The following is a 26,974-nucleotide window of genomic DNA, read 5'->3' on the forward strand; positions in this document are numbered from 1 at the left end:
GAGCTTCATGCGTGAATTCTTTAAAAGCACCAGATGTAAGGTCCTGCTTGCTTTTCTCGCTTTCCTTATTGGTATAATGATCTATGCCGTCACAAGAGGCGGCTATTCCATTTCGGGAGCTTCCTTTATAAATACGATCACAAAGCCTTTCCGTGCAGCCTCCAACAGGATAAGCATGAAAATGGAGAATACTGTCGATAAGCTCTCAAACGCCGACAAGTACTATGAGGAGAACGAACGCCTCAAGAAACAGATAGGCGAGCTCAACGCTCAGCTTACCGAGTATGACGCTATAAAGGCAGAGGTCGAAGAGCTCCGCAAATTCGTTACCATAAAGGAAAAGAATGAGGATTATCAGCTTTCTCAGCCCTGCGGCGTTCTGGGATATGTTACCAATGATCCTTTCAAGTCCTTTACTATCGACAAGGGCTCTGAGGACGGTATCCTTGTGAACTGCCCTGTTGTTACCGCAGAGGGACTTGTGGGAATAACAGTTGAGGTGTCAAAGCACGTTTCCACTGTTAGAACTATCCTTTCTCCCGACCTTTCCGTAGCAGCTGTTGCTTCTTCTTCAAATGCCGATCAGGGCATAATCGAGGGCAATATACTCTCATCTGAGAACGGTCAGACAAAGCTTATCCACGTTCCGAAAAAGAATAAGCTCAAACGCGGCGACCTTATGATTACTACAGGTACAAGCGGACTTTTCCCCAAGGATTACCCTATCGGTACTATCCTTGATATCGGTCTCGACTCTAACGGACTTTCCGTATGTGCAGATATACAGCCATGTGTGGACGTTACAAGACTTACCTCAGTCATCGTTATAACCGATTTCAGCGGTAAATTCCATGAGGACGAGGACGAAGACGATAACAAAAAGTCAGAGGATAAGGCTGATAAGGACGAGGGAAAAGCCCATGAGGATTAAAACTACCCGTCAGCAGCATATCCTGCGCATAAAAACAACGCTGCGCTGGCTGCTGTATTACCTGCTTATCTTCCTGAGCTTTATCATAATGACCTCGGGAACGCTCTATAAGCCCATACTCCTTGTGCCCCTTGCCATAGCTATCTCTATCAACAACAATATCTACGGTTCAGCGGCAACGGGAGCATTCTGCGGTTTCCTCATTGATATATGCTGCGGCAAGCTTTTCGGATATAATGCCGTTATACTTGCATTCTTCTGCATACTGACCAATCTTGTCTTTGAGCTTTACCTGAAAAACCGCTTCATCAATTATCTGATGATAACTGCTGTAGTATCATACATACAGTGCTGGCTGGATTATAAATTCTACTACCAAATATGGGATTACGAAAATGTAGGACGCATATTCGTGAGAGTTTCCCTTAGAGTCTGGGCATACACTGTAATATCAGCTTTCTTCATGTATCTCCTTGTAAAGCTTGTCAACAAGCTGCTCATGCCAAAGGAGCACCTTACTATCGAAGAAGCTATAAATACAAATATACAAAACGAAAACAAAAGATGAAATGCTTCGGACCGCACTTTAACTGTGCGGTCAAAACTATAAGGAGGCAGTTAATTGAAAGGATTTGCAGAAAACCTAAAATCCATGATCATTATCCTGCTGGTAGTCCTGCTCGCTCTGCTCAGTTCCCTGAGACTTATGAAAATACAGGTCGTAGGTGATAAGAATATCGCAGCTCCGAACCAGTACGAGCCCGGTACTCTTACCTATGCCAAAGGAGTAAAGGCTACCCGCGGAGAAATAATTGACTATGACGGCAATGTGATCGTTACAAACGACTCCAGAACAGACCTTGTCCTCAGAATGGCTTTCTTCCCTACCGACCTGAAAGAGGGCAATAAGATACTTCTCGGGATTTACCGCGCACTTGAGGAAAGAGGCTATAAATTCAAGGAAAGCATACCTGTATCCTTTACAAAGCCTTATGTTTTCACCTCAAAAGAGACAGATGAGCTTATCTCAGACCTTAACCTCAACGTTTATGCTACTGCCGAAAACTGTATCGACAAGCTCATATCCGATTACGAGATAGACGATAAGTATACCGACGAGGAAAAGCGTATCATCGCAGGTATGCGCTATCAGATGATAGATAAGGACTTCTCCTACAGCAATGACCTTCTCCTTGCTGAGGGAGTCGATGAAAAAACCGTCGTTGACCTTAAAGAGCTTGGCAACTTCTACCGCGGCATCGAAGCTGTTGACGCTTCCGAGAGAAAGATAGTCCGCGGAGATATCCTCCCCCATGAGATAGGTACTGTAGGTCCTATCTACGCTGAGGAATACGACGAACTGAAAAATAAGGGCTACAGCTACAACGATGTGCTCGGAAAGAGCGGTATCGAAGCCGCTATGGAGACCGAGCTGAGAGGTCTTAACGGACAGGAACAGATAGCTGTCAAGGACGGTGTGGTAAGAGATGTAAAGACTATATCCGATGCCACATCAGGCGAAACAGTCAAGCTCACCGTAAACGGTGCTTATCAGCTGAAACTCCAGAATATACTTGACAATTTCCTTACCAACACTTTCCCGTCTATAAATCCCAAGCCTTCAATACTCAAAGGCAACTGCGGTGCAATATGCGTTCTTGACGCTAAGACAGGTGCTGTAAGAGGAATGGCTACAGCTCCGACCTACAACCTCAAGGATTACACAGAAAACTATGACTACTTTTTGCAGGCTAAGGATACTCCCCTTGTTAACCGCTGCACATATGGTCTTTACCGTCCGGGTTCAACCTTCAAGACCATTACTGCTACAGCTGGTCTGAATGAAGGAGTCATCACAGGCGGCACTCCCCTTGTATGTCATCAGGGATATGATTTCTACGGAACATACTACTCCTGTACAGGCTATCACGGCAATATCACTGTCCGCCCTGCTATTGAGGTATCATGTAACTGCTTCTTCTATGAAGTATCAAGAATGTTAGGTATCGACAATATCACAAAGTACGCCAAGCTCTACGGACTCGGCTCACATACAGGCATCGAAACAGGTGACGCAGAGGGCTATCTCTGTAACCCGGAGACCTTTGCCGAGCACGGTCAGGAATGGTATATCGGTTACGTTATACAGGCAGGTATCGGTAACCAGGACTGTGGTATGACTCCGCTGCAAATGGCTGTAGTTGCAAATACTATCGCTAACCGCGGTGTAAGATATGAGCCATATCTGGTAGACAGCTACTACAAATACGGCACAGATACTCTTATCAAAAAGACCGAGCCTACTATTGCTCAGCAGATAGAGCTGAATACCCCCGACCTTTATGACTATATCATCGGCGGTATGATGGACGCTGCAAGAAGTATGCCTGCAAGATACTCTCTTACAGACTTAGGCTACGATGTTGCTATAAAGACAGGTACTCCTCAGACAGGTCGTAACCTCGATGAACAGAACTCATTCTTCATCGGCTTTGCTCCTGCTGACAATCCCGAAGTCGCTTTCGCAGGCGTTATCGAAAGCGGTGAGTATTCAAAGTATATGATACGCGACCTTCTCCTTGCTTATCAGGAGTGCTATGGTCTTAACGGTGTCAAGCCCTCGAAGCAGAAGCTCCCCGAGGAAGTACGTCCAGAGCTTACAACTACATCATCTACTACCTCAACTACCACTACTACGACTACCACAACTACTGTTGAAACTGTTATCGAGCCATACACAGAACCTCTTACTGATACTCCTGCTGAGCCGTGGACTCAGCCTGTTCAGCAGCAGCCGTGGACAGAATATCCTGCCGCTGTTCCAACAGAGACTACAGTGCCTTACGATCCTAATGCACTTTCTCCCGAAGCTTCACAGGATCCGAACTATCAATGATAATTTAAAACTTGTATTTTAAACTCAAAGGGACGATGCTATATCGTCCCTTTATTATTTTTTCAAATTTGCGGGACGTCGAGGACGCCGTCCCCTACAGTGCGCTCATGTTATCTATTACGCAAGACAGCCCCTACAACTGCTCTAAGTTCTAAAACATGAAAATGTATATTTTCCGACTAATTGTCAATAATATGGTCGGAGGTGTTAGTGTGAAGAAAAACGAACTGACCGATAAACATTACGCAAAAGGCTCTAAGGGCTTCTATGCCGCACTTGGTATAAGTGCTGTTATGATAGGTGCTGCCTGCCTTTTCGCTCACAAACAGGGTGACAAAATAGCCGATATGAAACCTGTCACAAACAAGCCTGCTGTCCATGAAGCAGCCGTTGACAGACAAGTTACAAACATACCAAAAGCCACGACTCCTGCTTACAGAGTCACTACCTCAGTGGTCACAATGCCGATTTTTACGGATGCTCCCACAGTGACCATACCTGCTGCCGAGATAAGCGTTGACGCTCCGCCCGCCGAACCCGTACAGGCAGAAGCAGATGAAACTGCCGCACAGAGCATGACAGACCTTAAACTCCCTGTGGCAGATATAAGTAATATCATCAACCCATTCAGCGGCGGCGAGCTTGTAAAAAATGAGACAACAGGCTCATGGCAGACTCACAACGGTGTGGATATAGCTGCCGAGGTAGGTGCAGAGGTCTATGCCGTAGCAGGCGGTGAGGTAACAGCTGTGAAGAATGACGCGCTGTGGGGAGTAACTCTCCTCCTCGACCACAAAAACGGATATACAACCAAATATTGCGGACTCAATGCCGACCTTGCCGTGCAGGAGGGCGATAAGCTAAATGGCGGTGATGTCATAGGAACTGTTGGCGGCTCTGCCGATATCGAAAGCTCACTTGCTCCGCATATCCACATCGAAATGACTCACAACGGCGCATTTATTGATCCATTGTCTTTACTGGGAAGTTAAAAAATGTCAGCTTATTATCATATAGAAGTATTATTCCTTTTTCAAATTATGAATTAACGAATAAATTTGCCGAGCCCATGAAAGGGATTCCAAAGGGACTGTGTTCCTTTGGCAGAGTCCAGAGACAGCGTCTCTGGTCGCTGTTCACAGCTTTTAAAGAACAGCGAAATAATACGAAGGCGCATCGCAAAGGGTGAATTCAAAAACAGTCCAGTGGACTGTTTTTGAAGAGGGAACGCCTTGCAAGAGAAGGCGTTCCCTACATTCGCCTAAATCATCGCTCTTACATATTGACTTTTGCGTGATACTGTGCTATAATCTGTTTTATTATCATAAAACGGAGGTATCAGTATGAAAGCTCTCATCATCAATTGCAGCCCCGTAAGAAACGGCGCAACTGCGGAGATAGTCCGCATAGTTACGGAGGAATTGTCAAAAAAATACACTGCCGAAAGCATATGCATAGACGACTATGATTTCAGCTTTTGCAAAGGCTGCAGGAGCTGCCATAAAACAGCTAAATGCGTTCAGCACGACGACATTGATGTAATTATGGATAAGTTCGGGAACGCCGATATCATCGTGTCTGTAGCTCCCTCCTACTGGGCTGATGTTCCTGCTCAGTTCAAGGCTTTCATTGACAGATGCACTCCGTGGTGCAATACACATGAGCCTCATGCAAAGCTCAGCAGCGGAAAAAAGGGCTATTCCATAGCACTCCGTACAGGTCCGAATATGAAAGAGTGCCAGCGAATAATAGGCACTATAGAGCACTTCTACGGTCATCTCGAAATAGACTGCTGCGGCAGTCTCGGGCTCTGCTCCATAGAGTACAAGGAAGCCGTTGAACCGAGAAAAGCTGAGATAACAGCCTTCTGCGATACTATATAAAAAGAAAAACCTGAGAACGCAAAGTCCTCAGGTTTTATATTTATGGAATTATTATGATCAAGCCTTGTTAACGCTTCCGAAGAGCTCCATCTTCTCCTTAACTTTAGCCTTGATAGCCTCAACACCTGGTGCGAGAAGCTTTCTTGGGTCAAAGCCCTTGCCCTGCTTGTCCTTGCCTGCTTCAACATATCCTCTTGTAGCCTCAGCAAATACGAGCTGACACTCTGTGTTTACGTTGATCTTAGCAACACCAAGAGAGATAGCCTTTGTGATCATATCGTCAGGGATACCTGTACCGCCGTGGAGTACGAGAGGCATATCACCTACTGTCTTGTTGATAGCTTCGAGAGTCTCAAAGCTGAGACCTTCCCAGTTTGCAGGATATACACCGTGGATATTACCGATACCTGCTGCGAGGAAGTCAACACCGAGGTCTGCGATCATCTTGCACTCAGCAGGATCTGCGCACTCGCCCTTACCGATAACGCCGTCTTCTTCACCACCGATAGCACCAACTTCTGCTTCGATTGAAAGACCAAGATTGTGAGCAGCATTTACGAGCTCAGTTGTCTTAGCAACGTTCTCGTCGATCGGGAAGTGTGAACCGTCAAACATGATTGATGTAAAGCCAGCCTTGATGCACTTGTAGCAAGCACCGTATGAGCCGTGGTCGAGGTGAAGTGCAACAGGAACTGTAATTCCGAGAGACTTGTCCATAGCTGCAACCATAGCTGCAACAGTCTCAAAACCGCACATATACTTACCAGCACCCTCTGAAACACCGAGGATAACAGGTGAATTGCACTCCTGAGCTGTCTGAAGGATAGCCTTAGTCCACTCAAGGTTGTTGATATTGAACTGACCTACTGCGTATTTGCCTGCTCTTGCTTTCTGGAGCATTTCTGTAGCTGAAGTTAACATAGATATAATTCCTCCTGAGAATTCATTTACGGGGATCTTGACCCCATCGTTAATATTATATCATAGGTTGCTGTGAATTGCAAGCGTTTCCATAAAATTTAGCAATAAAAGCCTATTTGACAAGTTTTTTAGCGGTTAGTGCATAGTTATCAGTTATTAGTGAGTAGTGAGTAGGATCGTAGGGGCTGGCGTCCTCGACAGCCCGAGCCTTACGCAATAACTAACATGAACGCGCTGTAGGGGCGAGTTCCGCTCGCCCGTTTAATAACTGTAAATGACAATATTTTTGTGCGATGATCATATTTACATATCATATATACAAACTCCACCCAAGGTGTATCTTTTTTGATATTCAATGGTTTTTAATTGAAAAAAGCCTGTTTTTGCCCTCTTATAGAAAAACATAAAAAGGGCGGAATGATCCGCCCTACTACTATCTACTCACTACTCTCTACTTTCTACTCACTAACTAAATAATCACCTGTAGAACACTGAGACATCTGTGTCATCTTTGTCCTCATTATCTTTGGAAATATCAGGAAAACTGTTTCCGTTAGCTGATGCAATATTATAGAAAGTGGAGCTCGTTTCTGCCAAATAATCATATAAGTATCCGAATACATATATTACGAAACAGATAATATAACTGAAAAACAATGAGACAAGTGTTAACACCAGCGAAAAGCCTTTCCGTTTGCTTATGGCGCAAACAGAAGAAATTATGCTGCCAATAACTGAGATCAAAAACATTGCTCCTGACACTATTTTAAGTTTTTTGCCTATATTGCGTAACATAAAATGCGCCCCCTTACAAGTATTATATATCCACAAGCGTACAATGTCAATATTATTTCCACAGCCGCCGCTGATTTTGTAAGGTTTGATAGATCGGAGAACTGTTTTTTGTACACTTATAATAATATATAAGATATATAATGTGAACAAAATGTGTATTATTTCTGAAACTAAATCTGAAACGTTTGGTGTGTATAGACGGATATCCGCCTGTTCTTAATATAAGGAAGGTTACAGGGATTGTTTCCCTTTTACTTGCTCAGTTGGGCAACAAGTGCTTTGAAAGCGTCGCCGCGCTCCTCGAAGTTCTTGAAAATGCCGTAGCTTGCAGCCGCAGGTGACATTACACAGCTCATACCCTCGGGAGTTATCTCCGCAGCAAGCTTTACTGCGTCCTCAAGGTGGTCTGCATAGTGTACGCGGTCTTTATTATTAAAGCTTCCGCATGACTGTATCATATCGAATACGCGCTTGCCAGAAGTCTCCATGCAGATGACACGGACATCGAAATCAGCGAGGAAATCCACAAGGGTAGTATAGTCGATACCTCTGTCCATGCCGCCGATGAGTATAGTTCCCACGCTTGGAACGCTCTGCAATGCAGATATAGCAGTTGCGCAGGCTGTAGAGATAGAGTCGTCATACCAGCGTATACCGCGGACAGTGTCCACATATTCAAGGCGGTGAGCCAACGGATCAAACGTGCGTACAGCCTTGTCGAAGTCTGCTTCGTCCACGAACTGACTGCAAACACCAAGTGCAATAGCGATGTTGTAATGATTATGAACGCCAAGAAGCTTTATATCATCAACAGGGATATTGTACTTCCTGCCGTTTTCATAGTTCACAACGCCGTCAGCAACGTATATATCAGCACAGCTGTCGGAGTTTGAAACGCGGATAACTTCCGTATTATCACAGCTCGGAGCTATGTCGCTGTTTATCCAGAGAAGGTCACCACTATGCTGGTGGAGATAAATATTCTTCTTTGCGTTGTAGTAATTCTCCATAGTACCGTAGTGGTCGAGGTGCTCCTCATAGAGATTGAGGAATACTGCATACCTCGGAGAAACTGTCATATATTCAAGCTGGTGGCAGGAAAGCTCACAGACCACAACAGTGTCCTGAGACATACCCTCAGCGATATCGAATACGGGGATACCGATATTTCCTGCGATACGGCAGTCAGCTCCCGACTCCTTCAGCACATGATATATGAGCGAAGTAACAGTGCTCTTGCCCTTTGTACCTGTAATGCCGACTATCTTTTCACGAAAGACCTCAAAGAACACCTGTGTTTCGCAGGTTATCTGACATCTAAGCTCACTGAGGGGCTTCTCGAGAACGATTCCGGGACTTTTGAACACCATGTCAAAATCGTCAAGGCACTGCTGATATTCCTTACCGCAGATAAGCTCTACACTGTCGGGAAGTCCGTTTGCCTCACGGTCAACGGGATTGAGGTCGGCTATTGTCAAAGAAGCCTGTTTTCCGTACTTTTCCAGTATCTTGTATGTGGACTTTCCCTCTCGTCCGAAACCGAGAATGCATATCTTTTTTCCGTCAGTATATTCTGTTATATATTCGCTGAATTTATTCACAGCAAACGCTCCATTTCCTTTGTCAGTATGTTTTTGAATTCCTCGGGCAGCAGGTTCTGCTCGTTGAATGAGCCGCAGCACTTCTCGTTGAGCATATCAATGGTCTCTGGGTGATAAAGTCCCCGTGACTTATATTCCTCAAACAGCATCGGAAGCTTCTCACCTTCCTGTTCAAGTTTGCGTATTGCCAGTGAAACAGCCAAATTGACCTCGTCGATACTTCCTACGCACTCAAAAGGCTTATGCTCTGACTGTCCGATAAGCTCGATGAAGTACTCCTTCATTTTCTCATCATTCAGCATATCCCTGCCGAATATGACATTAAGCGACCCAAGACTGAGGAACGGTGAGAGTATCAGGCATACGAAAAGGCATTTCGGGCACTCTCCGCACCATATATCGGGAGAAACCTTGCTTCCCAGGTTGCAGCTTCTGAATACGGGAAGATACTTCTTATGCGATACGAACATCTTAGCTATCTGGAATTCCGCAAGGGGACGCAGGAAACTGAAATAGTACTGTCCCGTGCGGAGATACTTCTCCTCATAGCTGTGGAAATCCTGCTCGAATTCAAAGCTCTTGGAATACTGATGATTTACGTCCTGACCTACAACTGTGCTCTCGTTGGCACTTGACTCGTTGGAAAGGACGATATATTTAAGTCCGTTGAGGTATGCTGTTATCTCAGCAGAAAAGGCAACTATGGACGAAAACGGCGTATGACCGTTGATGTAGCCCTTGTTGTTGAGCTCGATAAGTGAGCGGTCAAAGTGACGCTGTGAGATCATCAGTGCATCTTCGGAAAGACCTGCTGTAGTCACTGTATCGGCTATGGAACGGCGTTTGTTTATGGAGTAGCACCTGCACTTCATACCTGCATTAACAAGGGTTTCAAGTGTAAGTGCGGAGTCCTTTCCGCCTCCTATCGGCACAAGACAGCCTGAGGGCTTACGCTCTGACTCTTTCAGTGAGCTGTCAAAGCTTCCTGTGGGGACTATCTCCACAAAGCTTTCAAAATCGGCTTTGATACCGTTTACGAAGAAAAGCTCGCCAAGTCCGAGGAACCACAGCTTCTTCCACCACTGTATCTGCTCGCTGTCAAGCTCGCCGCACTCTACGCGGCACACAGGTGAACAGGCAGCTTTCCAATAGCTTACGGCTTCTGCCATACCAAGCGAAAAGACCAGCCTCTCGAATGTAAGGTCGCCCTTTACCGTCATATCCGCAGGCTTACGGAAAGTCCAGCCTGGGGTGAACTTAGCCAAGTTCGGGAACTCGAATTCATAGCTGACTTCTATAGTATCGGCAGTTTCCTCTATGCTGTATGACTTGTATACAAATACGGGAGCTTCCTCCCTGAATTGTTCATATTTACCCATTAAGTTCCTCCGAAAATAGCTTATTTCTGCTCTTCGGCAAGCTTTTTGTAATGTGCTTTCAAAAGGGCAAAGGTATCGTCCGACAGGTCATGCTCGACCTTGCAGGCATCTTCAGCTGCAACATCACGCTTAACACCGAGATATGTAAAAAACTCGGTAAGAACTGTATGACGATCGTATATGCGCTCAGCAACTATCCTTCCGCCGTCTGTGAGTCTGATGTGATTATCGTCATCAACGGCAACAAGTCCCTCGTCCTTCATCTTTTTGAGGATAATTGAGACTGTGGGGCGGGAATAGCCAAGGTAAGAGCAGATGTCAATAGCGTGGACATCAGGCTGCTTCTGTGAAAGGATCAGTATTGTTTCAAGGTAATTCTCAACTGCTTCGGTAATAGCCATTCGTATTCTCCTTATCTATATAAATATTATACTTCTGTCAACAATATACGGTTATTTTATTATAACACAAAAAATCGCATAAATCAACTTTTGCGGCGAAATATTTACACTTTTTCTGCACTCACAGCAAAGGGTGACGCCTGAAGTCATATGAAGTCTCGAAGCTGTCCCAGTCAGAGGCGGATATTTCCACGTTTTCGCGGACTATCGCCTCGATATCAGCGTCATATATCTCAGTTTCGGGCATGGGAAGTCTTGCTGCGTCTCCCGGATTCATATTTATGGTGGGATTGAGCACTTTTGCAAGCTCTGCGGCTACCTTGCTGTTGAGCAGTCCGAGAAGCATAAGCAGCTGATGCTCCTCTTCGGGAAATGCACTTGAGCCTGCAACGTTGAACATGAAGTTTTCATCATAATACCGCACTGAAAAAGCTCCGCTGGTTATCTGTGACCAGCTTATGGAAGGTCGGAAATTATAGCTGAGTCCCTGCGGACGTGAGCGGAGTTTCCCCTTTTCATCGCAGAAATGCTTTATCTCATAGCCGTCGTTCTCCCAGTTCACGACGAATTCGCGGTTGCCGTACCATTTTCTGTACTCGCCGCCCTTGTTGAGAAGATACCAACGCTTATTCTGACTTTTCATAAAAGCAATCCTGTTTACATCAACTTCATACCATCTCCGCAAAAATCGGTCATTATCTCCCGAGATAAGCCCTTCCCTTATATCAACAGAATTGCCGAGAGGTTCTCCGCTGAAAGCCTTTAGCATACATTGTCCCAGCCAGTAGGCACAGGGAGCGGACGGTATCCTCAGAAAGTCCGATGTATCGGCTTCAAATCGACAGCCGCAGTCCTCTGCGCTCAATGCTTCCTCAGCTTTTTTGCGCTGCTGTTCCATGCCGCCCTTGAAGTCAGTCAGCCGCAGATATACTCCCCTGCCGCTTTCAGCCGTATTTTTTATGGTAAAGGAGCATATTGGCACAGTGGCAGCTTCAAAGGCTGAATATTCAAAGTGGATAAGCGTCTGCAATGAGCAGTTTTCAAATATCCGTTTTCTAAGCTTTTCGTAGGATTGCAAGAAGAGCCATGTGGCAGGAGTCAGAAAACCCAGATATCCGCTGTTTTCAGCCATATCCATGCACCTTGCCATAAATGCCGAAAAGAGGTCAGCTCCGTAATCTCCGAAGTTTTTCCTGACATATCCCGACAATTTTTCATTCATGGCAGGCTTGCCGAGGTACGGCGGATTAGTGACAACAACTGCATATTTCTGCCCGAGAAGCTTACCAATAATTGCTGCCTTTTCACTGCCATTAGGAAGGTCATTTTCACAGTGGAGCGAGCCTATTGTATCACTTACTCCAGCAAAGTCATACACTTGCGGCAGCGCATCTGCGCCGTATCTATGAGCTTTTATGCGCAGAGCCGTCTCTGCAGCAGCTCTTGCACGTTCGTCGAGTTCAAGTCCGAAAAGGTTGTATTTCAGCACTTTTTCCGCAGCAATTTTTGCATCATATCCAAGCGAGATATACTGCTTAAAAAACACATCAAATGCGTATAGCAGCACATTGCCGCTGCCCATGCAGGGGTCTATGAGCTTTATCTCTTCAAGCGGTATCATTTCGTGCTGTTTAAGCTCGGCAGGAAAACTCAGTTCTCCGCTATTTACGGCATGACCGTGCTCCGCAAGATATCTCCCGAGAGTGTTATCCACCATGTACCGCACCACCCAGTCGGGGGTGAAGATCTGCGTCGCAGGAGCTATTTTCTCGGTACTGAGCCGCTTGCTCTTTTTAAGTCCCACAGTTATCTCATTTCTGTATGGCTCGTTGAAATACTGGTGGCACCAGCCGAGTACCGCGTCATCTCCTGCGAACACTTCACGGGGCAGACTCAGCAGCTCCGAAGCCGCTCCGCCGTCGGATAAAAGTGCGGACGGTACCGAAAGCTCACCGTAAAGCGAAAAAATACCGCCGTAATTATCCGCGAGCTGACTGCACTTTTCCTTAAAAAGTTCGCTGCGCAGCTTCTCCGGCTCAGCCATGATAGTTTCAACTGCACCGCGCTTTGCATAAAGCATTGCGCATAGGCGCATAAAGCCGCAATACGCCTGTTTTTCGCCGCATATTGCAAGGAGCTGTGAATACGTTCTCGCGGCTGTTTTTTTCAGTTGTTGATCGTTCATTTTCACATCTCCTCACAATTTCCAAAGGCGGACATAAAGTCCGCCTTTCGTTATTCAATATGAAGTCTTACAAAAAGTGCTTCAAATACTATTTTTCCGTTTTCACGGGAATACTGGCCTGTATACTCCTGTACGAAGCCGCATTTTTCAAGGACTCTGCCCGATGCTCCGTTATCTTTTGCATAAAAAGCCGTAAAATCATGTATTCCACGCTCATTATAAGCCCAGTCAAGGAGTCCGCGGACAGCTTCCGAAGCATAGCCCTTTCGCCAGAAACTGCGGTTGATATTGTAGCCTATCTCATGCGACTTGTCCTTTTCGTTCCATTCAAGGCTTATATCACCGATGACTTTATCAGTTTCTTTCAGAACTATGGCATACTTGTCATTATCGGCTATCCATTCCTCTATCCTCTGCCGAAGTTCCTCAACATTGTCATCGCAAGGATAAGGCATGAACCTGTTCACTTCAGGATCCGAACGCCATTCAAAGGCATCTTCCGCGTCGCTGATACTGAACGGACGTATCAGAAGTCTTTCGGTATTTATCACAGTGCTGCAAGCTTAGCGTACTGAGCCTTGAGAGCAGGATAGATCTCTCTGTAAAGCTGATAGTACTTCTCATACTCGGGAACGTTCTCAGGCTTAGGAGCCTGTACCTTGTCGGTCTTGATGATAGCTCCGCAAGCCTCGGGAACACTGCTGTAGATGCCTGCGCCAACGCTTGCAAGGATAGCAACACCAAGTGCAGGACCTTCCTTAGATGCAACAGTCTTAACGTTGCAGTTGTAAAGGTCAGCAAGCATACTTCTCCAGAGCGGTGATGATCCGCCGCCGCCGCAAGCCATCATGTCGCTTACGTTTACGTTCATCTCACGGAATACCTCAACGCAGTCACGGAGTGAATATGTAACGCCTTCCATTACTGCACGGAGCATATCCTTTCTCGTGTGGATAGCTGAAAGTCCGAAGAATACGCCTCTTGCATCAGGATCAAGGTGAGGTGTTCTCTCGCCCATGAGGTATGGGAGATAAAGGAGTCTGTTTGCGCCTACAGGAACTGTCTCAGCCTGCTTGTCCATGAGATAGTACTCGTCAACACCCATGAGCTTAGCTGTTTCCTTTTCTGTCATGCAGAAGTTGTCTCTGAACCATTTAAGTGAGAGACCTGCGCCCTGTGTAACACCCATAACGTGCCATGTATCAGGAACAGCAGCACAGCAGGTATGTACTCTGCCCTTCTTGTCGATAGATATATTTGAAGTATGTGCAAATACAACGCCAGATGTACCGATAGTTGTGAAAGCCTTTCCGTCCTCAACAACACCTGTACCAACAGCAGCTGCTGCATTGTCGCCTGCGCCGCCTACTACGATAGTGCCCTCACAGAGACCAAGTGTCTCAGCCATTTTCTTTGTAAGAGTACCTGTTACCTCACAGCTCTCGTGTACCTTGCCAAGCCAGCTCTTGTCTATCTCAAATGCGCTGAGAAGCTCATCCGACCACTTGCGGTTCGGAACGTCAAGAAGCTGCATACCTGAAGCATCTGATACCTCTGTAGCGTACTCGCCTGTAAGGATAAATCTGAGATAGTCCTTAGGAAGAAGGATATGAGCTACCTTTGAGTATACCTCGGGCTCATTGTTCTTTACCCAGAGTATCTTTGCAGCTGTCCAGCCTGTAAGAGCAGGATTTGCTGTTATCTCAACAAGCTTGTCTCTGCCTACGATACGGTTCATTTCCTCAACCTCGGCAGCAGTTCTCTGGTCGCACCAGATTATAGAACGGCGAAGCACGTTGTTATCCTTATCAAGCATTACAAGACCGTGCATCTGTCCTGAAATACCGATACCCTTAACGTCTTCCTTCTTAACTCCGCTCTTAGCCATTACAGCCTTGATAGTATCAACCATTGCGTTTGCCCAGTCCGCAGGCTCCTGCTCTGCATAGCCGTTCTTTGGCTGATACATAGGATATTCGATTGTTTTTGAAGCGATAACGCTTCCCTTTTCGTCAAAAATAACTGTTTTTGTACCGCTTGTACCGCAGTCAACTCCGATTATGTATGCCATATGTTTGCAACTCCTTTTATATATTTCAGGGACTCTGCCCTGCATTATTCTATAAATTATAATATCTTATGCGGGGAAATTTTTCAAGACCTTTTTTGCTCATTTTTTTACATTCTGCGCTTCTTTTGCGGACTTGTTCCAATATACTTTAAACGTAAGGCGCTGCAGGTATTTTTCACATATTTGCCCGCAACGCCTTTGATTTCTTATTAATTGAAAAGCTCTACCGAGATACGTCTTGAATTCACATCATAGAAGTCCTCAAGCTCTGCTACATAATAGCGGAAAACTATCTTGTTCTCGGCAACCGTTATCCTTTCTGGTGCAGCAACTTCTGTATTTTCAGTCTCTTCTGTCTGTTCTTCATCTTCGTTCTTCTTTACATCGCGGTAAACAGTTATGGACATTACGTCACCGCTCTGCGATACTCCGAGAGATTCAAGCTGTTCATCAGTAAGAGTATTGAGCATTACAGTGTGGCTCTTCTTTACGTTGAAAAGAGTGATACCTGTAGCAGCATCTACCTGCTCGCGGTTGAACTGTCTGAGACCGCCTGCACTGAGTTCATTGAAGTAAACTCTCTTGCCATGCTCGCCGTCTATCTCTTCAAGCAGCTCGGCAGAAGGTTCCTTGATATAGTATCTTCCGTCAGCTTCTCTTCCGATACCGTAGAAGTCAAGCTGTTCATCGGTAAGTGTATCCATAAAAACAGGATTTACATCAGAAGCTGTAAGACCTATAGCGAACTTACGGCTTGCTGAAAGATTTGTGAGCTGGAGCTTGTTATCGTAAGTATATCCAAGCTGTTCAAGCTCGGCATCTGTAACAGTTACCTCTATCTTATCGGAAATAGAATTGAGGTGCTCTGTGATCTGCTGGCGGTTCTCTGTTGACCAGCTTACCTGTATCTCGTCATCGGACGGTCTGTCGAGGAACACAACGCGCTCCATATTTTTAAGTGTGAATGTGGCGAAAGCATACTTTACATCGGCTGTATTAGGCTCAACGTAGATAGCTGTGCTTCCGTTTGAAGTATCGACGCTGTTAACTATCCTGTATCTGTAGTCGCCAGACGGTGAAACGCCGCTGCCTACCTCTGTCTCCTTGGCAGGAGATACAAAGAACGAGGTAAAAAGGAAGTATCCCAGTGCGCCGAAAATGTACATGAGAAGAATAATGGTGGCAAGAGCAGTCTTAACGCCCTCTCCTGCGCCCGAAAGCAGCAGTATCACTATTCCCACGACGATTATCGGGATTATAAGCCCCCATTCGCCGAAATACAGCAATACTACAGGCAGCATCGCAGGAAGTATTATAAAGCTTGATATTCGTGTGAGTATCTGATGTCTCGTATAGAGCATTATTATAAGTGCAGCAAGTGAGACACCTGTTATGGACAGGCACAGCGAAGTGCGCTGCTGTACGTGGATATCGTAAAATATCGAGTAATAGCAAAGCTTGCATACAAAATATGTATATATAACACTGACTATGGCTACGACTCTTTTAGTCCAGACATTTGCAAATATTTTTTTCATTATTGCCTCCGAATAATCATTATCTATATATAAAAGCGATGCGGCTAAAAGTCACACACAGTATATTATACCATTTTTATTCGCGAGATACAAGATGTTTTTTAAATTTTTTCTGAAAAACTTCTTCTTTACAAAAGTCCGCAATAATTGTATAATATATATAGCAAGATTTGAAAGGAAAAAATGAAATGATCGAAAAGCTCAGACAGCTGGACAGCAGGCAGCGCGTATTCATTGTCCTTACCTTAGCGGTAATGATATTGATATTCATATTCTCGGCACAGGACGCAGATGAGTCATCAAAAACCAGCAGCAAGTTCACAAAGTATGCTGTAAGGATATTTTACAGTGATTATGACAATCAGACTCCTGAGGTACAGAAGGAAATGTGGGACAAGACTTCGTTCATGATAAGAAAGGCTGCTCATTTTTCAATATATACCCTCCTCGGGCTCTGCGCTTCCTTTGCAGTGGGCAAAAGAAAGCTCTTCACAATGAAAAGCCTCGGAGTCGTATTATTCGGTTTCATGTATGCAGCTTCCGATGAGTTCCACCAGAAATTCGTAAATGGACGTTCATGCGAATTCCGCGATATGATGATAGATACAGGCGGAGTCACCTCAGGTATGCTGATATCGCTCGTAATTATGGGTATAATAGCGTTGATAGTGCGCAAACGCCGTAGAGTGAGCAGCAAGTAGATAGCAGAAAGCAATATGACTTACAGCTCGGGACGTCGAGGACGCCGTCCCCTACATAAATAACTGAAAAGCCCTGAAGAAGTCATGCTTCTTCAGGGCTTTGATCTTACTGCATTCCGCCTCTTACGTAGAAGTTATCCTGAATGATAAGAGCGCAGCCGCCGAGGAAATTGTTCTTTCCGTCTAATTTGCTGAGTACCACTCTGTCAGCGATCTCTTCACTTACAAGGCGTATCATCTCACGCTTGCAGTAGTCAAACTGCTTTTCGTTGAGCTTGAAGTTGTGAAGCACTATCCTCTTTGCAAAATGGCTGATAGCCAGATTGTTGATGAGAACAGTATACTTTGCGATAATATCGTCAACAAGTGCCTTGACAGGTTCTTCACCTCTCATAAGTGCCATAAATACGTTATCTGTATTGATAGCGGTCTTGTCACCCTCTGTAAGCTCGTACAGAACAGGTGTCTTGTCCTTGGAATATATCTCATAGAAAGCATTGAGCATAGCTGTTCTTGAAAGCTCTGCCTTTACAGAGCCGTTAGGATAGCCCTCATATGACTTTCCGTTCGGACAAACTATATATCTCTCGATAGTTGACGTATAAGATACATAATCTGCTGAAAGCTCATTCTTATTTATCATAGCAAGGTTTACCTGATTTCCGTTGTGAATGAACGCCTGATTGGTCTGATAACCGTTCTGCGTTCTGAAATCATTGCTTGCAAGAGCCATAAGTCCGATAGCATTTCCGCAGTGGATCTCGAAATTGAGTCCGCCCGAGAGCTTATCAATGAAATTGGTGAAGTCAAGTACACCGTCCTTGTAGAATATCTTCAGCTTGCCCCACATGGAAGGAACTACACCGACACCCAGTCCGAGTATCTTGTCCTTTGTAAGGGCACTGTTCTCGACCATTTCGTTGCTGGTCTTGATTATGTAGTTGATGATATCCTTACTTGTGGTCCTGTCATCAATGACCATGCTTGCCTTGTCCAGAACTTCCGAATTAAGGTTTGTAAGACCGATGCTTACCTCCTTCTCGTCAACTGTTGCACCGAGTGCAAAGCGGCTGTTGACATTGATGTCGATAAGTATCTTTCTTCTTCCCTTCTGAAGCTTCTCAGTATTTACAGGAGCTTCGCCTATCTCGACAAGTACGCCTTCCTCTATCATTTCGTTTGTAATGATAGTTACGGCAGCTCTTGTTATTTCAAGAGCACTTGCTACGTCAACTCTCGAAATAGGACCGGTCTCTCTGATCACTCTGAGAATCTGCATTCTGTTTCTTCTTTTCAGGTCAAGTTTACTGATTCCTCTTTTTTCCATACAACAACAACTCCATTTCTTAATTCGTTTCGGATTCTTCTTATCCTCACCTACAACCTACATTATCCCCTTGGAATTTCTTGCCGCCGTCAATTATAACTGCCCGTATAATTTTTTCTTTTTATTTTTAAACCAATCTTTTTTAACGTATTTATATTATAACACAATATTATTAAAATTCAAACCTTTTAACGCAATTATTTCTAAAATCAGCGTTTTTGACAAACTGATTATAGTATTTTTGTTAAATATTCCGTAGCTTTGACAACCAGCGGCAGTGTACCTACGGAAAGTATAGTACCAGCGGTAAAAATCTCCGATGCGTATACAGAATTTTTTCCATAACGAATGGAAAGAAGTGTGCACATTGCTGCCGGTGGAGCAGCTGCTGCAACCAGCACAGTCATGCGAACTTTGTCATCAAAATCGGAAAAAAGTGAAAGTGGTACTGCCAATATTAGTGGCATAACAAAAAGTTTTAAAAAACAAACATAGTACACTCTGTAATTTTTTAGTAGTTTCGGCACATCAGTTGCGGCTATTGTAACGCCCGAAACTATCATCGCCATAGGTGTATTTACATCTTTTATGAAGCTGAGTGCGCTTACTGCTGTATCGGGCAGCCTTATCTCAAAGAAGAATGTTATGAGTCCGAGGAATATGGAAATTATTGTCGGAGAATAAAATACCTTCACAACCTGTTTGAAGTCCTTTTCACCTGATACGAGTATAACTCCGTGTGTCCACACGATAAGGTTGAATACGGTAATAAATGCGGTAAGGTAGAATACTCCCTCATCGCCGAAAAGCGCATTCACAAGGGGTATGCCCATGAAGCCGCAGTTTGAATATACAGAAGAAAAGCGTTCTATCTCAAATTCCCTGCCCTCTTTCTTTCGCACAAGAAAATATGAGAATAATATCATTATCGTCATTGCAGCCAGCGATATAACGAATGTGAGCAGGAGATTTTTCGCCAGCTCCGCTTTATAAGGCTTCTGATACGACATGAATATGACCACGGGATTTACTACCTGAAGCACGAACTTTGAAAGGTCTTTGTTTGAAGTCTCGCTTATAAGTTTAGTTTTGGCACAAAGTACGCCGATACCTATAAGTATCAGCATGATTATCGTCTGATTAAGTATAGTAGATGACATTTTAGCCTCCGTATATGTATATATTTCAGACGGATCTATACTATGAATGAAAGCTGAGTCGTTCCGCTGTTTTTGCATTGACCGAATTATTTTACCATATTTCTTTGAATTAGTCAATAAAAAATCCGAAGCATTTCTGCTTCGGATCTTTCAGACTGTTTTATCAGCCGATATAATCAATTGAATTCGGAATTACCTTCCAGCCGTCTCCCTTGATCTTTACAACACAGATCTTTTCTGTATCGTGCTTCTTTTTGCCGTCTTCGTTTCTGTACTTTACTCTTACCTTGACTTCATAGCCCTTAGAAACGGTTATATCATCATCAGCATCATAGCGGTCGCACATATCCTCGAAATATTCCTGACAATCTTCGAGTTCTGACTTGCTGAGCTTTTTCTGTCTGATGATCTTCTCAAACTTTGGAGCTGTCTCTTCATCTTCCATGTCATCAAGTCTGTCCTCAACAGCTTCATTGAATGCTTCTACCATATCATCATACTTATCCTCGTCCTTTAAAGCATCGATAACTGTCTCAGGATATGAAAGTGAATAGAATGTCTTTCCGCCCTTCTTATCAGAAGCAGAGTTTACATACTTCTTTACAGTGCTCTTTACTCCGCCGCCAAAGATAAGACAGAGGATACAGATAATAAGGATAAGGATAACACCTAATGCAGCATATGCAGCACCCTTATTGTTCTTTAATCCGCCCGGGAGCTTTTCTGATATCTCGCCTGCAAGATCATCTACCTTTGCTGCGCCCTGCTTGATGCCGTCGCCTACCTTGTCAGCAACATCTCCTGCTTTTTCCTTGAGCTCTGCTGCTGTATCCTTAGCCTTTTCAGCAGTATTCTCAACTGTGTTCTGTACATTGTCGACTTCTTTTTCTACTGTTGCAGCTGCTTCTTTGACTTCTTCCGCACCTTTTGAAGCAGGACAGTCACAAGAGCCTCCCTCCGGGATCTGCTTACCGCAGTACTTACAAAATGCCATAACAAAACCTCCATAAACAAAAAATATTACAGAATATATTTTAGCATATTTCTCAGCATAATGTCAAGTGAAAGAATTTAATATTGCTATATACCAACGTTTTTCAGCATAATGCATAAAAGCGAACAGTCCCGTAACTCTGCAAATACCCGTCATTTTTCGGTTTCTTTTCCGCAGGTGACAAGATACGGTATTATCACAGCCAATGAAGGAAAAACTATCGGCACAAGCATTACTGTAAGGTCTGCATTTGACAGGTCACAGGCGTGGATACTGCTGTTGATGATATTGTAAAACTGCAAAAAAGGCGCATTAAGCAGCTTGTGGAGGGGATAATATTCAAAGCTGCTGCCTTTTGCGGAGATATACAGAAGTATCCAGCTTATGAGCGGCGGCAACGTAACAGCTCCGCCTGCTGCAAATATAGCCGCCTTATTTATGGTGCTGCCGTCCATTCTCGAAGCTTTCATATCAGCTTTGGCTTCTTTCACCGAAAAGTCGGCAAGAACAAATATCATTATCATAACAGTGCAGACAAGGCATATGAGCTTTATAAGAGTACTCCCCGAGGCTGCAAACGTAATATCAATGAAAAGGCACAGTATCTCACAAGCCGCCAGTCTCAGCAGAGCTTTAAGTATTTTCATAGCTTTTCCTTTCCGTGACATTATAAAAATCAAATTAACGGGCATAATATCCACGGAGGTGGTACTATGCCCGAAAATATCGAAAATGATGTTAAGATCTATATCCCAAGGAACACAGAACACAAAGGCAGTGAAACTGCCCCTCAGTCATCTTCCTTGCAGTCGGAGCAGCGTCCGTAAAAAACAGTCTGGGAATAATCTAACTCAAAGCCGTGCTCTTCTTCAATATGATGTGACAGCTCTGCAAGATGTTCGCAGTCAAGATGTATGAGCCTGCCGCAGCTAAGACATTTAAGGTGGAAATGGCTGCGGCACTGTTCATTATCCTCGATATACTGATAGCAGGCAGAGGTCTTGCCGTCAAAAGCGTACTTTCTGACAAGTCCCTGCTCAACAAGCTTATCAAGCTGCCTGTATATAGTTGCCACACCTACAGGGGAGCCCTCTGCGGACAAAAACGCGCTTATCTCCTGCACATTGGTATGCTTTTCCTTATTACTTATAAGATATTCCAGCAGCTTTTCCTTCTGCTTGGTGTTATATCCCGACTCTCTTTTCATCATTACCTCCGTCAGCGTGTGATTACCTTCCAGCCCTCATTATTGAGACTAACTACTATAACAGTCTCATCGCCTGCGTCCTCGTCGTTTTTCTTATAGTTGTATGTAACTTCGTAGCCTTCCTTTATATCAAGAGCCTCTTCTTTAATGTCAGGAACATATGGCGCACTGAGTTCAACAAAATAAGACTTTACACCTGAAACCTGCTTCTCACTGAGTTCTTTTGATTCCTTTACTCCTGCATATGTGTACTTATCATTGCTGTTTTTGTTTATTTCAGCCTGTGTGTCGTTGAATGTTTTCACAAGTTCATCGAATTCACCGCTCTGCTTCATAGCATCAAGTGCAGCATCAGGATACATATACGAATAGAACGCTTTTCCGCCGCCTTCAGAATTCATGGCATCAAAACATTCCTTTATTGCACTTTCATACGAATCGCTGTTCTGCTCAGTTACCTCTTTGCTTTTTATGTCTTTTTTCTTAGGCTCGCAGCCCGTAAAAATACAGGAAGCTGCTGTTAATGCAACCAGAATAGCTGCAAATCTTTTCATTTTGTTACCTCCGTTGCTATCATTCAATATTCATACAGATTATAGCACTATTTCTCCGCCTTGTCAACGTCAATGATAATAATAGCACAAATTTCAATTTTATTGATCAGAAGATTAAATTTGTAGGGGCGGACGCCCTCGTCCGCCCGAAACAGTAAGCAGATTTGAGCATTCGGGACGCCGAGGGCGGCGTCCCCTACAAAAACTCCTCGTTACATAACATTATATTTTGAAAATTGATTTCATCGTCACAAAAGCCGCACTATAAAGTGCGGCTTTTTATTATTTAAGTGCTACGCCTTTTGCCTCGTCGGCTTTATGGCATGAGCTGTCCCCTTTTTCGGCAAGCTCCGCTTCAAATGCAGCGAGAGCCATTATCAGTCGTGACGGGAACAGTCTGCCCTTATATTCACGGATAACTCTTTCATGGTCGCCGCTCCTGCGCATAAGGTCGGCAGCAAGCAGCACGTAATCGGGCTTATCTGCAAATTCCTGCTTATGCAGGTCGAATATTTTCAGCGCGGCTCTGCGGCACTCCGCAGCCTTTTCGCCGTCATTCTCGTCATCGTAGTACCACGCAGCATACAGACAAGCTTTCAGAGCTTCCTCATACACCTTGTTCTTTTCGCAGACAAGAGACATTTTCATAAACTTTTCAGCAAGTCCGCTGCCGCCCACATTCTTATACTTATCGCTTTCAAGGAACTCCTTCGTGAAACGCACGGGAATATCTATGGAAGCGTTGCAGTAGCCGCAGTGAGGGCACTCACTTACCCAGTATTTCAGATACGAACGATGTTCTTCATTGGGACGCATATCAAGGTCAGGCACACTTGTATCGGGGGCAAATTCAGCTACGACTGTCTGAGCAGATACTTCGCCGCAGACAGCACATTTTATTTCCTTTTCCTCGGTTCTGAAAGCCATACCTGTCTCTCCTTATTTCTGCTTGATACGGAAGCTGCTGTTGCGGAGCTGTGAAGCATCAAAGCCCTTTGGCTTGCGGTCCTCACGCTTTTTGTTGTTCGGTCTGCGCTCGGACTTCTGCTGCTTCTTCTCCTCCTCGTCGTTAAGGCGCATTGTAAGGGAGATACGGTTTCTCTTGAGGTCAACGTCAAGAACTCTTACCTTTACTACCTCGCCCACCTTTACGGCTTCGAGAGGGTGCTTGATGTAGCGGCTGCATATCTGAGAGATATGAACGAGTCCGTCCTCGTGTACGCCGATATCCACAAAGCAACCGAAATCTATGATATTGCGGACTGTACCAACAAGCTCCATACCAGGCTTCAAGTCCTTTATCTCCATGATGTCGCCGCTTCTGAGAAGAGGTGCGGGGAGCTCGTCACGAAGGTCACGTCCCGGCTTTTTAAGCTCGCCGATGATATCGGTAAGTGTAGGAACGCCTATGCCCAGATTTTTGCTGATATTTTCAAGACCTATGCTGTCAGCCTTTTCTGTAATACCCTCAGCTCCGCTGCCTGCGATATCTGCAAGAGTGAAGCCGCACTCGCTGAGCAGTGAAGAAGCTGCCTCATAGCTCTCGGGGTGAACAGCTGTATTGTCAAGAGGATTTTTTCCGTCACGCACTCTCAGGAAGCCTGCGCACTGCTCGAAAGCCTTCTTGCCCAGCTTCGGTACTTTAAGGAGCTCCTTACGGTCGGTAAATCTGCCGTTTTCCTCACGGTAAGTTACGATATTCTTTGCAACTGTTGCATTGATACCTGCAATATATGAAAGAAGTGAATGTGAAGCTGTATTAAGGTCAACTCCGACAGAGTTAACGCAGTCCTCGACAACGCCGCCGAGAGCCTCGCTCATTCTTGCCTGGGGCATATCGTGCTGATACTGTCCTACACCAATAGCCTTTGGATCTATCTTTACCAGCTCTGCAAGAGGATCCTGCAAACGGCGTGCAATTGAGATAGCACCTCTGATAGAAACATCATACTCGGGGAATTCCTCGGCTGCTACCTTAGATGCGGAGTATACGGAAGCTCCTGCCTCGCTGACTACCATGTAGCTTACGTCCTGCGGCACTTCCTTTGCTATCTCAGCGGCAAAGCTCTCTGTCTCGCGTGAAGCTGTACCGTTTCCGATAGAGATAACGTTTACGTTATATTTCTGGATAAATTCCTTTACCTTTTTCTTTGCAGCCTCAACAGCTCCTGCTGAGCCTACAGGATAGATGATAGCTGTGTCCAGTACCTTGCCTGTACCGTCGATAACTGCGGTCTTGCAGCCGTGTGCATATCCCGGGTCAAGTCCGAGGATAATACTGCTCTTGAGCGGTGGCTGGAGAAGCATCTGACGGAGATTTGCTGCGAATACCTTTATAGAGTCCTCGGCAGCCTTTGCACTCATCTCTGAGCGTATCTCACGCTCGATAGATGGGAATATAAGTCTCTTGTAGCTGTCTGCGGCAGCTGCTCTTACAAGCTCTCCGCAGGCATTGTTTGCCTTGATGTACTTGCCGAAGATAACATCTGTAGCCATTGTCTCGTCAAGAGTTACAGCTACCTTGAGGAAGCCCTCCTTCTCGCCTCTGTCAAGAGCGAGGACACGGTGGTTTGCAACCTTCGGGATAGCCTCGGAGTACTCGTAATAATTCATGTATACGCTCTCAGCCTCGGGATCGGAAGCCTTTGAAACAAGCTCTCCCTTTTCACCTGCAAGGGCACGGAGCTTCTTTCTGATATCGGCATCGTCGGAGATATCCTCTGCGATGATGTCCATAGCTCCCTGCAATGCAGTCTGAGCATCGGTGATCTTCTTCTCTTCGTCTATATAAGCCTCTGCTTCCTTCTCAGGCTCTGTGGAATTCTCCTGAGCCATGATAAGTACAGCAAGTGGTTCGAGTCCGTTTTCACGGGCAATGCTTGCACGGGTACGGCGCTTTGGCTTGAACGGACGATAGATGTCCTCTACCTCAACAAGTGTAACAGCTGCACTGATAGCAGCCTCTATCTCGGGAGTCATCTTCTCCTGCTCTGTAATGGCATTTGTTACCTCTTCCTTGCGCTTTTCAAGGTTGCGCAGATACATGAGCCTGTCATACAGCTCACGGAGTATCTGGTCATCGAGAGAGCCTGTGAGCTCCTTACGGTAACGTGCTATAAACGGTATGGTCTTATCGTCGTCGATAAGTGCGACTGTATTGTCTACCTGTTCCTGTTTAAGTCCGAATTCTTTTGCCAGTGTCTTGTTGATATCCATAATTGATCCTTTCATTTTACGATATAAGGACCGTCGGTACTGCCGCGGTCCTGTAGATCGTCATTTATTCATTTACTGTTTCTTCGTTTTCCTGCTGTGCAGGTGCTTCCTCGGCTGCTGTTACTGCTGCGACCTCGGCTGCAACTTCTGCTGCAGCCTCAAGACGCTCCTCGTTCCAGCGGTCAAGCCACGAAAACAGAGTTTTTGCTATATCCTTATGAACGTTTATGCTGTTCTTCTCCATGAGGATATCATGGCGCATATTATCGAACAGTCTGTGGGATATGCTGTCATATCCTGCCTTTTCCAGTTTCGATATCAGCTTCATGAATTTCTTCTCCGATACCATTGCCATATCTTCCTTGCCCGATATAAAACGTATGGGAAGCTTGGGATTTTTCAGCTGCCAGCCTGTCCCAGACTGAGAATTCCTCATTATCCACAGCATTTCCTGATAGCCATTGAGTGTGGGCTTGAAGTTGCAGAGCTGATCCTCATTAAATGCAAGTACCACATCGGGATCGCTGCATCTCCATGAATTTATTGGATCTTCAAAGAATTTTCCTAAGCAGTCATCAATAGTATCAAATATCTTCTCGCTTCTGAAACGGCTTCCCGGACGCTTTGACGCCACAGAGTTTATTGCTCTTGTTACAGGTGAAAACGGGCTGTAATACAGGCTTCCGAGGAGTACAAGACCGTCAATGCAGTCATCGTATCCCTTGATGAAGCACTTTGCGCCCGAAGCTCCCAAACCGCTTGCCACCATAAAAACAGGCGTATTCGGATACGCTGCTCTTATTCGCTTATTTATCTGGGCGATATCGCTTATAAAGCCTTCGCCGCCTTTTCTGAACATAAAGCCGATATCGTCAGCCTCCATTATGCTTCCGCCATGACCGCGGTTATCGTGTATCACTGTTATAAATCCCTGCTCGGCAAGGTAATCCATAAAGGGGTAATATCTCTCCTTGTGCTCATTCATACCGTGAACTATCTGAACAATGCCGTTTATATCTCCTGATGGCACTGCCAGTACAGCCGAGATCACAAGCTCATCAAAATCAGAAGTCAGTTGAAATTCCTTCAGATCAGCATTAAGCATAAAGTTCCTCCTGTCAAAAAACGGAAAAATAAAATAAGACTTACAATGAATATTATAGCATAGTTGCGAAAATAAATCAATAGCACGGTTTATACTGCGTAAATACGTT

General features: G+C 45.0%; 24 protein-coding genes. 6 read left to right on the forward strand and 18 right to left on the reverse strand.

Annotated elements, in window-relative coordinates; genetic code table 11:
* The first annotated feature begins 7 nt into the window (after positions 1 to 7).
* The 5 genes from mreC to BLW60_RS02510 all read left to right on the forward strand — a co-directional run bounded on the left by mreC (position 8) and on the right by BLW60_RS02510 (position 5,710).
* Positions 8 to 931: a rod shape-determining protein MreC gene (mreC, locus tag BLW60_RS02490; protein ID WP_074714306.1), complete on the forward strand. Its 924-nt coding sequence runs from the start codon at positions 8 to 10 to the stop codon at positions 929 to 931.
* Positions 921 to 1,499: a rod shape-determining protein MreD gene (locus BLW60_RS02495; RefSeq protein WP_074714307.1), complete on the forward strand. Its 579-nt coding sequence runs from the start codon at positions 921 to 923 to the stop codon at positions 1,497 to 1,499. The genes mreC and BLW60_RS02495 overlap by 11 nt, the downstream gene beginning before the upstream one ends.
* Before the next feature lie 54 nt (positions 1,500 to 1,553).
* Positions 1,554 to 3,827: a penicillin-binding transpeptidase domain-containing protein gene (locus tag BLW60_RS02500; protein WP_074714308.1), complete on the forward strand. Its 2,274-nt coding sequence runs from the start codon at positions 1,554 to 1,556 to the stop codon at positions 3,825 to 3,827.
* A gap of 212 nt (positions 3,828 to 4,039) precedes the next feature.
* Complete coding sequence (locus BLW60_RS02505; protein ID WP_074714309.1) at positions 4,040 to 4,819, forward strand: M23 family metallopeptidase; 780 nt, start codon at positions 4,040 to 4,042, stop codon at positions 4,817 to 4,819.
* 351 nt (positions 4,820 to 5,170) lie between these two features.
* On the forward strand, positions 5,171 to 5,710 hold the full coding sequence (locus BLW60_RS02510) for a flavodoxin family protein (RefSeq protein WP_074714310.1): 540 nt from the start codon (positions 5,171 to 5,173) through the stop codon (positions 5,708 to 5,710).
* A gap of 57 nt (positions 5,711 to 5,767) precedes the next feature.
* Here BLW60_RS02510 and fba read toward each other — a convergent pair whose 3' ends face one another.
* From fba to BLW60_RS02555, 9 genes are all read right to left on the reverse strand, one after another.
* Positions 5,768 to 6,631: a class II fructose-1,6-bisphosphate aldolase gene (gene fba, locus BLW60_RS02515; protein WP_074714311.1), complete on the reverse strand. Its 864-nt coding sequence runs from the start codon at positions 6,629 to 6,631 to the stop codon at positions 5,768 to 5,770.
* 477 nt (positions 6,632 to 7,108) lie between these two features.
* The gene (locus BLW60_RS02520; protein ID WP_074714312.1) at positions 7,109 to 7,426 is read right to left on the reverse strand and encodes a hypothetical protein; all 318 of its coding nucleotides are present in this window, start codon (positions 7,424 to 7,426) and stop codon (positions 7,109 to 7,111) included.
* A gap of 251 nt (positions 7,427 to 7,677) precedes the next feature.
* Complete coding sequence (gene murD / locus BLW60_RS02525) at positions 7,678 to 9,027, reverse strand: UDP-N-acetylmuramoyl-L-alanine--D-glutamate ligase (protein ID WP_074714313.1); 1,350 nt, start codon at positions 9,025 to 9,027, stop codon at positions 7,678 to 7,680.
* Entirely contained in the window at positions 9,024 to 10,406 is a 1,383-nt protein-coding gene (locus BLW60_RS02530; RefSeq protein ID WP_074714314.1) for a MurL-like N-terminal domain-containing, read from the reverse strand. The genes murD and BLW60_RS02530 overlap by 4 nt, the downstream gene beginning before the upstream one ends.
* A 20-nt stretch (positions 10,407 to 10,426) precedes the next feature.
* Positions 10,427 to 10,807, reverse strand: a complete 381-nt coding sequence (locus BLW60_RS02535) for a metal-dependent transcriptional regulator (protein ID WP_074714315.1) — start codon at positions 10,805 to 10,807, stop codon at positions 10,427 to 10,429.
* Positions 10,808 to 10,928: 121 nt separating this feature from the next.
* The gene (locus tag BLW60_RS02540) at positions 10,929 to 12,992 is read right to left on the reverse strand and encodes an Eco57I restriction-modification methylase domain-containing protein (RefSeq protein WP_074714316.1); all 2,064 of its coding nucleotides are present in this window, start codon (positions 12,990 to 12,992) and stop codon (positions 10,929 to 10,931) included.
* Positions 12,993 to 13,042: 50 nt separating this feature from the next.
* The gene (locus BLW60_RS02545) at positions 13,043 to 13,543 is read right to left on the reverse strand and encodes a GNAT family N-acetyltransferase (protein WP_074714317.1); all 501 of its coding nucleotides are present in this window, start codon (positions 13,541 to 13,543) and stop codon (positions 13,043 to 13,045) included.
* Positions 13,540 to 15,063 (reverse strand): xylulokinase, encoded by a 1,524-nt coding sequence (gene xylB, locus BLW60_RS02550; protein WP_074714318.1) that lies wholly within the window; start codon positions 15,061 to 15,063, stop codon positions 13,540 to 13,542. The genes BLW60_RS02545 and xylB overlap by 4 nt, the downstream gene beginning before the upstream one ends.
* A gap of 209 nt (positions 15,064 to 15,272) precedes the next feature.
* On the reverse strand, positions 15,273 to 16,601 hold the full coding sequence (locus tag BLW60_RS02555; protein ID WP_074714319.1) for a hypothetical protein: 1,329 nt from the start codon (positions 16,599 to 16,601) through the stop codon (positions 15,273 to 15,275).
* Between the two features lie 188 nt (positions 16,602 to 16,789).
* Between BLW60_RS02555 and BLW60_RS02560 the strand changes: the two genes are divergently transcribed.
* Positions 16,790 to 17,302 carry a VanZ family protein gene (locus BLW60_RS02560; RefSeq protein ID WP_074714320.1) on the forward strand — a complete coding sequence of 171 codons (513 nt, stop codon included), beginning with the start codon at positions 16,790 to 16,792 and terminating at the stop codon, positions 17,300 to 17,302.
* Between the two features lie 106 nt (positions 17,303 to 17,408).
* Here BLW60_RS02560 and BLW60_RS02565 read toward each other — a convergent pair whose 3' ends face one another.
* The 9 genes from BLW60_RS02565 to BLW60_RS02605 form a co-directional block, all read right to left on the reverse strand.
* The gene (locus BLW60_RS02565) at positions 17,409 to 18,629 is read right to left on the reverse strand and encodes a MarR family winged helix-turn-helix transcriptional regulator (protein ID WP_074714321.1); all 1,221 of its coding nucleotides are present in this window, start codon (positions 18,627 to 18,629) and stop codon (positions 17,409 to 17,411) included.
* A gap of 230 nt (positions 18,630 to 18,859) precedes the next feature.
* A complete protein-coding gene (locus BLW60_RS02570; RefSeq protein ID WP_074714322.1) occupies positions 18,860 to 19,789 on the reverse strand; it encodes an AEC family transporter in 930 nt (309 codons plus the stop codon).
* 163 nt (positions 19,790 to 19,952) lie between these two features.
* A complete protein-coding gene (locus BLW60_RS02575) occupies positions 19,953 to 20,783 on the reverse strand; it encodes a hypothetical protein (protein ID WP_074714323.1) in 831 nt (276 codons plus the stop codon).
* Between the two features lie 152 nt (positions 20,784 to 20,935).
* Entirely contained in the window at positions 20,936 to 21,430 is a 495-nt protein-coding gene (locus BLW60_RS02580) for a hypothetical protein (protein ID WP_074714324.1), read from the reverse strand.
* Between the two features lie 143 nt (positions 21,431 to 21,573).
* Positions 21,574 to 21,990: a Fur family transcriptional regulator gene (locus BLW60_RS02585; protein ID WP_074714325.1), complete on the reverse strand. Its 417-nt coding sequence runs from the start codon at positions 21,988 to 21,990 to the stop codon at positions 21,574 to 21,576.
* A gap of 11 nt (positions 21,991 to 22,001) precedes the next feature.
* Entirely contained in the window at positions 22,002 to 22,544 is a 543-nt protein-coding gene (locus BLW60_RS02590; protein WP_074714326.1) for a hypothetical protein, read from the reverse strand.
* Positions 22,545 to 22,826: 282 nt separating this feature from the next.
* Positions 22,827 to 23,471, reverse strand: a complete 645-nt coding sequence (locus tag BLW60_RS02595; RefSeq protein ID WP_074714327.1) for a DUF2225 domain-containing protein — start codon at positions 23,469 to 23,471, stop codon at positions 22,827 to 22,829.
* 12 nt (positions 23,472 to 23,483) lie between these two features.
* Positions 23,484 to 25,760 (reverse strand): Tex family protein, encoded by a 2,277-nt coding sequence (locus tag BLW60_RS02600; RefSeq protein ID WP_074714328.1) that lies wholly within the window; start codon positions 25,758 to 25,760, stop codon positions 23,484 to 23,486.
* 64 nt (positions 25,761 to 25,824) lie between these two features.
* Complete coding sequence (locus BLW60_RS02605; protein WP_074714329.1) at positions 25,825 to 26,865, reverse strand: alpha/beta fold hydrolase; 1,041 nt, start codon at positions 26,863 to 26,865, stop codon at positions 25,825 to 25,827.
* Positions 26,866 to 26,974: the final 109 nt, after the last annotated feature.

The organism is Ruminococcus flavefaciens, assembly GCF_900108555.1.
In the GTDB taxonomy this organism is placed as follows: Bacteria; Bacillota; Clostridia; order Oscillospirales; family Ruminococcaceae; genus Ruminococcus; species Ruminococcus flavefaciens_P.